We start from the raw sequence: 6,629 nt of genomic DNA on the forward strand, positions 1-6,629 counted from the left end.
GTGCCGCGCACGGGCGCGGGTGCGGGCGCGGGCCCCGGCGGAGGTGCGGGTGCGGGCCCCGGCGGAGGTGCTGGATCGCACGACGTGACCTGCCTCTCCTCGTCCGATCGTGTGGCATTCTTGCGCATGTGGAACCACTTGGCATCAAAGGGGCGTTCGTCATCTCCCCCCGCGTTCACGGCGACAGCCGAGGCTCCTTCCACGAGTGGTTCCGCGCGGACGCGCTGCGCGAGCGACTCGGGCACGACCTGAAGCTGGAGCAGGCGAACTGCTCGGTCTCGTCCCGCGGCGTCCTGCGCGGCGTGCACTTCGCCGACGTGCCGCCGAGCCAGGCCAAGTACATCTCGTGCGTGCGGGGCGCGCTGCTCGACGTCGTGGTCGACCTGCGCGTCGGCTCCCCGACCTTCGGGCGCTCGGAGGCCGTCCGGCTGGACGAGGATAACCGGCGCTGCATGTACCTCGCCGAGGGTCTCGGACATGCCTTCCTCGCCCTCGAGGACGAGACGACCGCGATCTACCTGTGCTCGGAGACCTACAACCCGCCGCGCGAGCACGGCGTCCACCCGCTCGACCCGGCCCTCGGCATCGACTGGCCCACCGACGTCGAACCCGTGCTGTCGGACAAGGACGCCACCGCGCCGTCCCTCGCCGAGGCCCTGGCCGCCGGCCTCCTCCCCGCCTACGAGGACTGCCTCGCCTACTACGACAAGCTCGGCACCCCGTTCGCCTAGAGGCCGCGGAAGCCCGCAGGACGGCTAGAGGCCGCGGAGGACGGCTAGCGGCCGCCGCCGAGGCCCAGGGTCGGCCAGGCGGCGTGCAGCGCCTCGCGCCAGTCACGCATCGGCTCCAGGCCCGCGCGGGCCCAGCCGTCGTGCCGCAGGACCGAGTTCACCGGCCGCCGCGCGGGCCGCGGGAACCGGTCCGTCGTCGTCGGCCGGACCCGCTTCGGGTCGAGCCCGAGCAGCGTGAACACCTCGCAGGCGAGCCCGTACCAGGTCGTCTCTCCCGCGTTCGTGCCGTGGTAGATCCCGCAGGGCGCGCCCGAGGCCACCATCCGCACGATCCGGTCGGCGAGGTCGCCCGTCCAGGTGGGCTGGCCGTGCTGGTCGGCCACGACGTCCACGGTGTCGCGCTCGGCCGCGAGCCGTGCCATGGTCGCGACGAAGTTCCCGCCGTGCGCGCCGTACAGCCAGGCCGTCCGGACGACGTACGAGCGGTCGTACTCCAGCGCGGCCCGCTCGCCGTACAGCTTGGAGAAGCCGTACTCGTTGATCGGCGCGGTGGCGTCGCCCTCGGCGTGGGGGCCGTGGCCCGGGAAGACGTAGTCGGACGAGATCTGCACCAGGCGGGCGCCGGTCTCCCGGCACGCCTCGGCCAGGTGGATCACGGCGCCGTGGTTGGCGTCGAAGACCCGCAGGTCGTTCTCCGCGCCGTCCACGTCCGTCCAGGCGGCGCAGTTGACCACGACGTCCGGGCGGTGCGCCGCGACGGCCTTCCGCACGGCGGCCTGGTCGCACACGTCGAGGGACGCGCGGTCGAGCCCGGCCGCGTCCGCCCCCTCCTCGGAGAGGCGTGCCATCAGGTCGGTGCCGAGCATCCCGCCAGCACCGGTGACCAGCCACTTCACCCGGCTTCTCCGTTCCGCTTCTTCAGCGGCTCCCACCAGTCGCGCCGCTCGGCGTACCACCGGACGGTCTCGGCGAGCCCGTCCTCGAACGCGACCCGCGGCGCGTAGCCGAGGGCGCGGATCTTGCGGTCGTCCAGCGAGTAGCGGCGGTCGTGGCCCTTGCGGTCCGGGACGCGCTCAACCCGGTCCCAGTCCGCGCCGAGGGCGTCCAGCAGCCGCCGCGTGAGCTCCAGGTTCGTCAGCTCGGCCGTTCCGGCGATGTGGTAGACCTCGCCGGGCTCGCCGCGCTCGGCCACCACCTGGATGCCCCGGCAGTGGTCGGCGGCGTGGATCCAGTCACGGACGTTCCCGCCGTCCCCGTACAGCGGCACGGGCAGGCCGTCCATCAGGTTCGTCACGAACAGCGGGACGACCTTCTCCGGGAACTGGTACGGCCCGTAGTTGTTGCCGCACCGGGTGATCGACACCGGCAGCCCGTGGGTGACCGCGTAGGCCCGCGCGATCAGGTCGCCACCCGCTTTGGCCGCCGAGTACGGCGAGCGCGGCGCGAGCGGCGCGGACTCGTCCCACGAGCCCTCCTCGATGCTGCCGTACACCTCGTCCGTCGACACCTGGACCACCCGGGGCACGCCCGCGTCCAGGCACGCCTGCATGAGCGCCTGGACGCCCTGCACGTTCGTCCGGATGAACTCCCCGGCGCTCTCGATCGACCGGTCCACGTGTGACTCGGCCGCGAAGTTCACGACCACGTCGTGGCCGGGGACGACCTCGGCGAGCAGTCCGGCGTCGCACACGTCCCCGCGCACGAACTCGAACCCGCCCGCCACCGGGTCGAGGTTCGCGAGGTTGCCCGCGTAGGTCAGCCGGTCGAGCACGGTCACCCGCGCCCCCGCGAACGCCGGGAACTCCCCCGACACGACGTCCCGCACGTACTGGGACCCGATGAAGCCGGCCCCGCCGGTCACCAGAACTCTCATTGCCTGATCTGCACCTTGCTGTGGTCGCCGAGGACGAGTCGATGGGCGCGGGGGACGTTCGGGGCGGGGGTGACCTCGGCCTCCCGGCCGATCAGCGAGGCCTCGATCCGGCCGACGCCGTCGATGGACGCCCCGCGCAGCACGATGGAGTACTCGATCTCGCTGTCGATCACCCGGCAGTCCCGGCCGATCGAGGTGAACGGCCCGAGGTAGGAGTCGCGCACGACGGTCCCCGCGCCGACGATCACCGGCCCGACGATCCGCGACCCCGCCACCGTCGCGCCGGCGTCGACCACGACCCGGCCGATCAGCTCCGACGAGGCGTCCACCTCGCCCGCGACCGACGGCTCGACGGCCTCCAGCACCAGCCGGTTGACCTCCAGCATGTCGGTGACGTTCCCGGTGTCCTTCCAGTACCCGGAGATCACCGTGGACTCGACCCGGCTGCCCGCGTCGATCAGCCCCTGGATCGCGTCGGTGATCTCCAGCTCGTCCCGCCAGGACGGCTTCAGCCTCGCGACCGCGTCGTGCACCCGGGGCCCGAAGATGTAGACGCCGACCAGCGCCAGGTCGCTCTTGGGGTGCTCCGGCTTCTCCTCCAGCCCGACGACGCGGCCGTCCCCGTCCAGCTCGGCGACGCCGAAGGCGCGCGGGTCCGACACCCGGGTGAGCATGATCTGCGCGTCCGGGCGCTCGTCCCGGAACCGCCGGACGATCCCGTCGATGCCGCCGACGACGAAGTTGTCGCCGAGGTACATCACGAAGTCGTCGTCGCCGAGGTACTCCCGAGCGATCAGCACGGCGTGCGCCAGGCCGCGCGGGGCATCCTGCGGGAGGTAGGTGACCTCCAGCCCGAAGTCCGCGCCGTCGCCCACCGCCTCCTGGATCTCGGCGGCCGTCTCGCCGACGACGATGCCGACCTCGCGGATGCCCGCGTCCCGGATCGCCTCCAGCCCGTAGAACAGCACGGGCTTGTTGGCGACGGGGACGAGCTGCTTGGCCGAGGTGTGCGTGATGGGCCGCAGCCGCGACCCCGATCCGCCCGCCAGCACCAGCGCTTTCACCCGCCACCCCCACTACCGGGACGGAGCACGCCCAGACGGTTCAAAGCGGCTCCAGAGACCCCGAAGGAAACACCTCTCGACATTACCGGCCTCCCGCGCACCCCCGGTCCCACTCGGGGCTGACCGGAAGCAGCCATCGACGGCGACGGCCGGACCCGGCCGCGGCACGCGCTCCGCCGGACGGGCGGAACGTGCCGGGACCGGGTCTAGCCTGGATCGGGCCTGGCCGGATCGGCGGGCGGACGGGGCCGGAACCGGCCGGGTCAGCGGGCGGAGATGATCATTCCGGCGGCGACGGTGTTGTTGGTGGCCTCGTCGATCAGGATGAAGCCGCCGGTCAGCCGGTTGCGGGTGTAGTCGTCCACGAACAGCGGCTGGGTGACGCGCAGCCCGATCCGGCCGATCTCGTTCAGGCCGAGCCCGGTCGCCTCCTCGTCGCGGTGCAGGGTGTTGACGTCCAGGCGGTAGTTCAGGTCCTTCACCATCGCGCGCGCCGTGCGGGTGGTGTGCTTGACGATCAGCTTGGTGCGCGGGGTGAGCTGCCGGTCCGGCGTCATCCAGCACACCATCGCCTCCAGGTCCTGCGCGACCTCGGGACGGTTGTTCGGACGCGCGATCATGTCACCGCGGCTGATGTCGATGTCGTCGGCGAGCCGCAGCGTCACCGACATCGGCGCGTACGCCTCGTCCACCGGTCCGTTCGGGCCGTCGATGTGGGTGATCGTCGTGGTCAGCCCGGACGGCAGGTGCACGACCTCGTCGCCCGGCTTCAGCACGCCGCCCGCGACCTGCCCCGCGTAGCCGCGGTAGTCGTGCAGCTCGGGGTCGGTGCTCTTGTGCGGCCGGATCACGTACTGCACCGGGAACCGCACGTCGATGAGGTTGCGGTCGGACGCGATGTGCACGTGCTCCAGGTGGTGCAGCAGCGAGCTGCCCTCGTACCAGGGCGTGTTCCCCGACCGCTCCACCACGTTGTCGCCGTGCAGCGCCGAGATCGGGATGAAGGTCAGGTCGGTGATGTCGAGCTTGGCCGCGAACGCGGTGAACTCGTCCACGATCCGCTCGTAGACGCCCCGGTCGTAGTCGACCAGGTCCATCTTGTTCACCGCCACCACCAGGTGCGGCACCTTCAGCAGCGTCGCGAGGAACGCGTGCCGCCGGGACTGCTCCACGATGCCCTTGCGCGCGTCCACCAGGATGATCGCCAGGTCGGCCGTGGACGCCCCGGTCACCATGTTGCGGGTGTACTGGATGTGCCCCGGGGTGTCGGCGATGATGAACTTGCGGCGCGGCGTCGCGAAGTACCGGTACGCCACGTCGATCGTGATGCCCTGCTCCCGCTCGGCCCGCAGGCCGTCGGTCAGCAGCGCCAGGTTGGTGTACTCCTCGCCGCGGTCGGCGCTGGTGCGCTCGACCGCCTCCAGCTGGTCCTCGAAGATCGACTTGGAGTCGAACAGCAGCCGCCCGATCAGGGTCGACTTGCCGTCGTCCACCGAGCCCGCCGTCGCGAACCGCAGGATGTCCATGGGCTTCCCGGTCGCCCCCGCCGCAGCGCTCATCAGAAGTACCCCTCCTTCTTGCGGTCCTCCATGGCGGCCTCGGACGCCCGGTCGTCGGCGCGGGTCTGCCCGCGCTCGGTGACACGGGTGGCCGCGATCTCCTCGATGACCTGCTCCAACGTGTCCGCCGCCGACTTCACCGCGCCCGTGCAGGACGCGTCGCCGACCGTGCGGTACCGGACGGTCGCCTCGAACTCCGGCTCGTCCTCGCCCCGGTTGGCGAAACCGGTCTGCGCGTCCAGCAGCATCCCGTCGCGCTCGAACACCCGGCGGGTGTGCGCGAAGTAGATGGACGGCAGCTCCAGCTCCTCGCGCCGGACGTAGTCCCAGATGTCCAGCTCGGTCCAGTTCGACAGCGGGAACACCCGGACGTGCTCGCCCTGCCGGATCCGCGTGTTGTACAGGTTCCACAGCTCGGGCCGCTGGTTCTTCGGGTCCCACTGGCCGAACTCGTCGCGGAACGACACCACGCGCTCCTTGGCGCGGGCCTTCTCCTCGTCGCGGCGGGCGCCGCCGAACGCGGCGTCGAACCGGTGCTCCTCGATCGCGTCCAGCAGCGTCGTGGTCTGCAGCCGGTTGCGGGACGCGCGGCGGCCGGTCTCCTCCACCACGCGCCCGGCGTCGATGGACTCCTGCACCGACGCCACGACCAGGCGCAGGCCGAGCTCGGCCGCGCGGCGGTCGCGGAACTCGATGACCTCGGGGAAGTTGTGCCCGGTGTCGACGTGCATGACCGGGAAGGGGATCGGGGCGGGCCAGAACGCCTTCTGCGCCAGGCGCAGCATCACGAGGCTGTCCTTGCCGCCGGAGAACAGCAGCACGGGCCGCTCGAACTCGGCGGCCACCTCGCGGATGATGTGGATCGACTCGGCTTCCAGCACGTCCAGCTGTGACAGCAGGTAATCGGAGCGCTGCATGGGTGGAGACTTCCTGACGTCGGTGGTGGTCATGTCGGGGGCTGGTTCATCGGGGCACGGAGTCCGACAGTTCCCGAATGCCGGTCAGCAGCGTCGACGCCGACCCGGGATGGCACACCAGGATATCCGGCAGCCGCGGGTCGGCCCGGTTGTAGACCAGGGGCGCCCCGTCCACCCGGGACGCGTGCGCGCCCGCGGCGAGCGCGACCGCCGCCGGGGCGGCCGAGTCCCACTCGTACTGGCCGCCCGCGTGGACGTAGCCGTCCACCTCGCCGAGCAGCACCGCCGAGATCTTCGCGCCCGCCGACCCGATCGGCACGAGGTCGAGTTCCACGGGCACGCGCTCGGCGAGCTCGGTCAGGAACGCGGGCGGCCGCGTCCGGCTCACCGCGATCCGCAGCCTGCCCGGCTCGGCCGGCTCCGGCGCGACCAGCACGCCCGCCTCCGGCCACGCGGAGCCCGCGGTCCCGGCCGTCCAGCCGGAC

Annotated in this window: 7 protein-coding genes; 1 reads left to right on the forward strand and 6 read right to left on the reverse strand. The window is 71.9% G+C overall.

The window, feature by feature from the left end; genetic code table 11:
• Positions 1-128: 128 nt before the first annotated feature.
• Complete coding sequence (gene rfbC / locus AB0J52_RS21985; protein ID WP_500183680.1) at positions 129-731, forward strand: dTDP-4-dehydrorhamnose 3,5-epimerase; 603 nt, start codon at positions 129-131, stop codon at positions 729-731.
• Between the two features lie 44 nt (positions 732-775).
• Here rfbC and rfbD read toward each other — a convergent pair whose 3' ends face one another.
• The 6 genes from rfbD to AB0J52_RS22015 all read right to left on the reverse strand — a co-directional run.
• Complete coding sequence (gene rfbD / locus AB0J52_RS21990) at positions 776-1,627, reverse strand: dTDP-4-dehydrorhamnose reductase (protein WP_500183682.1); 852 nt, start codon at positions 1,625-1,627, stop codon at positions 776-778.
• Positions 1,624-2,604, reverse strand: coding sequence for a dTDP-glucose 4,6-dehydratase (rfbB, locus tag AB0J52_RS21995; RefSeq protein WP_500183683.1), 981 nt, complete (start codon positions 2,602-2,604; stop codon positions 1,624-1,626). Before rfbB ends, rfbD begins: the two co-directional genes overlap by 4 nt.
• The gene (locus AB0J52_RS22000) at positions 2,601-3,668 is read right to left on the reverse strand and encodes a glucose-1-phosphate thymidylyltransferase (protein WP_500183685.1); all 1,068 of its coding nucleotides are present in this window, start codon (positions 3,666-3,668) and stop codon (positions 2,601-2,603) included. Before AB0J52_RS22000 ends, rfbB begins: the two co-directional genes overlap by 4 nt.
• A 263-nt stretch (positions 3,669-3,931) precedes the next feature.
• Entirely contained in the window at positions 3,932-5,194 is a 1,263-nt protein-coding gene (locus tag AB0J52_RS22005; RefSeq protein ID WP_500183693.1) for a sulfate adenylyltransferase subunit 1, read from the reverse strand.
• A gap of 32 nt (positions 5,195-5,226) precedes the next feature.
• Positions 5,227-6,144, reverse strand: a complete 918-nt coding sequence (gene cysD / locus AB0J52_RS22010; protein ID WP_500183688.1) for a sulfate adenylyltransferase subunit CysD — start codon at positions 6,142-6,144, stop codon at positions 5,227-5,229.
• A gap of 46 nt (positions 6,145-6,190) precedes the next feature.
• A partial coding sequence (locus tag AB0J52_RS22015; RefSeq protein ID WP_500183691.1) for an inositol monophosphatase family protein occupies positions 6,191-6,629 on the reverse strand: 439 nt, incomplete at its 5' end.

Origin of the sequence: Spirillospora sp. NPDC049652, assembly GCF_040675125.1 — a bacterium.
GTDB lineage: Bacteria > Actinomycetota > Actinomycetes > Streptosporangiales > Streptosporangiaceae > Spirillospora.